The organism is Dietzia timorensis (genome assembly GCF_020742175.1).
GTDB lineage: Bacteria > Actinomycetota > Actinomycetes > Mycobacteriales > Mycobacteriaceae > Dietzia > Dietzia timorensis_A.
In genome coordinates this window covers 1-2789 of the sequence record NZ_DYXM01000260.1, presented here as the reverse complement: position 1 = coordinate 2789, position 2789 = coordinate 1, and the positions used below count along the sequence as shown (strand labels likewise).

Below are 2789 nucleotides of genomic sequence, written 5' to 3'. Positions count from 1 at the left end.
AAGGCGGAGCCGTTGGCGATGAGTCCGAGGCTCGAACGGATGCCGTCCTCGATGGCGTCGGCCGAGCCCGACGGGTTCGCGATGACCTCGGACTGAGCCGCAGCGACCGGCGCGGACACCACCATCGGCGTAGAGGCCACGAGAACGCCGGCTACCAATGCCGACGTCCAAGCTCGAAAATTCCGGGGTCCGCTACTCTGCCGCGCCACAGCCCTACCTCTCACCGATCCGAATAAAGGAATTCTGCACTAACCCTAATAGATCGCAAAAGTTCCCAATTCGTTACTTTCCACCCCCGCGAATCAACCCCTAATCGAGCAACTTAGCCGCGACATCCGGAACGTACTTGAACTCCTCGCGCGGTGGACGCTCATAAGTTCCGGTCGACGTGCGTTCAGGAATCTCCAGGTTCGGCGGGTCGAGCCGCTCCCACGGGACAGTGGAAAGCAGGTGGCTCATCACATTGATGCGCGAGCGCTTCTTGTCCTCGGATTCGACCGTGTACCAGGGCGCTTCCGGAATGTCCGTGTGCACGAACATCTCGTCCTTCGCCCGCGAATACTCCTCCCAGCGGTTGATCGACTCGATGTCCATCGGCGAGAGTTTCCATCGCCGCATCGGGTCGGAGGCGCGGTCGCGGAAGCGGCGCTCCTGCTCCTCGTCGGACACCGAGAACCAGTACTTGCGCAGCATGATCCCGTCCTCGACGAGGAGCCGCTCGAAGATCGGCGCCTGGTGCAGGAAGCGGCGATACTCGTCGGTGGTGCAGAATCCCATGACCCGCTCGACCCCGGCGCGGTTGTACCAGGACCGGTCCATGATCACGATCTCCCCTGCAGCCGGGAGATGCTCGATGTAACGCTGGAAGTACCACTGCGTCGTCTGCCGCTCGGTCGGCGCGGGCAGCGCGACGACCTTCGCGTGCCGAGGGTTGAGGTACTGCGTGATCCGCTTGATCGCCGAGCCCTTGCCGGCGGCGTCACGCCCCTCGAAGATCACCACCATCCGACTGCCGGTGTCCTTGACCCACGCCTGCATCTCGACGAGCTCCGCCTGCAGCCGCTTGATTTCCTTCTTGTAGGCCTTCTTCGGAAGTTTCTCCAGGCCGCTGGGCAGCGTGTCCTTCTTCGACTTCTTGCTCGCCTTCGCCCCCGACTTCTTGGAATCAGCCTTCTTCGCACTCGCTTTCACTTCGGCCTTGCCCGAGGCCTTCGTTCTGCTCTTGCCCGCAGCCTTCGTCGGCTTCTTCGCCGAAGCCTTCTTGTCTTCGTCCCTCTTCTTCTCGCTCATGCAAAGAGCTTATGTTTATGACGTCGGAGGCGCCGCGTTTGCCACGAGATTCGTGTACACCCCGTTCCTTATCCAACGGTTCCTCGGCGACAACGTTCGCACCTGGGTAGTGTCACCTCCGCAGAATGTGAAAGTCGCCCACATGCCACACGGACTCTGGAGTTCCATGCGCTCTTTCTCTCGTTCGTCCCTTCGTGCCGTTGCCGCCCTGTTCGGCACATCGGCGCTCCTCGTCGCCGCCGGCTGCTCCTCCGAGCCCGACGACACTGCTGCACCGATGACAACCGCGTCCGCGTCGTCGAGCAGCTCATCAACGAGTGCGAGCGAAGCGGCGTCCTCTCCGACCACGACGTCGGTGGACTCTCGCATCCTGCAGCCCGCGGAATTCGAACTTCCCGGCGGCAAACATGCTTTCCGTCTCCAAGGGAGCACGGACGGCTGCTGGTTCAATTCGCAGACCAATGTGGCATTGCACTGTGATCTCACGCTCAGCGACCCGCCACTGGTAGAAGAAGACAATATTCCTTCGCCTCAGCCAGCCAATATGATCGCTCTGTCGTCTCCCGACAGCGGGTTCGAGTATCGCTACAACCCTCTGGAAGGCGGCCACAATTCCGACCTCAAGGTGCTGGAGCCGGGCCAAACTCTCATAGTCGACGGCATCTCGTGCACGGCCGAGAGCGCTACGTCGATGAGCTGCGAAACGAAGAAGGAGTCTTTCGAATACGCCGACGGCGCCGTGCACTCGGAGGCGCCCGGCCTCAACAAACCGAGCGCCACGGCCTCGAGTGCCGCAGCGGATACCACTTGCCCGGGAATCCAGATGGCCTACGGCGAACCGATCACGATGCAGATCACCGGCTCGACCCCGATGGGCTGCGAAGAGGTCAAAGAAGTGTCCGCTCGGTACACCCAGATCATCACGAACATGACCCAAGAGGACATCGCCCAGTACGGAAACTCCGGCACTCGAGAATTCGATGGCTGGATGTGCGGCACCCCATCGGCGGGAATGGTCGCGGAGGCTGGCTACACCTTTAGGTGCATCAGCGAATCCGAAGGCAAGGAGTTCCTCTCGCCGAGCTAGCGCCTACTTCGCGTTCTGCTCGTCCCTCCAGGCAATCCACTTGCGCACGGCGTCGACGTCGTAGTCCGGCCCCGAGAGTCCAACCGTGAACAGGGATGCGCCGAGCGCACGTACCTGCTCTACTTCCTCCACCTCGCGCTTGCCGACCTCGGTGGAAATCTCGATCTCGGAAGTATCCCGCCCGACAGCCTTGCCGTGCTCGGCGAGGATCCGGAGCTTGCGTTCGAGCGTCTCGGGGTCGGAGAAGCTGTGCCAGATATCGGCATGCTTCGCGACGATTCGCAGCGTCTTCTTCTCGCCGCCTCCACCAATGAGCACGGGAATCTTGCGCGTAGGCGCCGGATTGAGCTTGCCCCAGCGAGATTCGATGATCGACATGTCCCGCGCCAGCGCATCCAACCGCGAACCCGCG

The 2789-nt window shown here is 61.9% G+C and carries 3 protein-coding genes; 1 reads left to right on the top strand and 2 read right to left on the bottom strand.

From position 1 onward, the window contains the following. Positions 1-309 precede the first annotated feature (309 nt). Entirely contained in the window at positions 310-1290 is a 981-nt protein-coding gene (ppk2, locus tag K8V11_RS13530) for a polyphosphate kinase 2 (protein WP_303915347.1), read from the bottom strand. 166 nt (positions 1291-1456) lie between these two features. Between ppk2 and K8V11_RS13525 the strand changes: the two genes are divergently transcribed. Next, positions 1457-2377, top strand: coding sequence for a hypothetical protein (locus tag K8V11_RS13525; RefSeq protein WP_303915344.1), 921 nt, complete (start codon positions 1457-1459; stop codon positions 2375-2377). Between the two features lie 3 nt (positions 2378-2380). On the opposite strand, the gene K8V11_RS13520 is transcribed toward K8V11_RS13525, so the two are convergent. Then, positions 2381-2789 (bottom strand): LLM class flavin-dependent oxidoreductase (locus tag K8V11_RS13520; RefSeq protein ID WP_303915342.1); only part of this gene is annotated, 409 nt, incomplete at its 5' end.

Excerpts from the sequence above, each read along its gene's own strand:
- ppk2 (WP_303915347.1), bottom strand. The coding sequence starts at position 1,290 with ATGAGCGAGAAGAAGAGGGACGAAGACAAGAAGGCTTCGGCGAAGAAG.
- K8V11_RS13525 (WP_303915344.1), top strand. The coding sequence starts at position 1,457 with ATGCGCTCTTTCTCTCGTTCGTCCCTTCGTGCCGTTGCCGCCCTGTTC.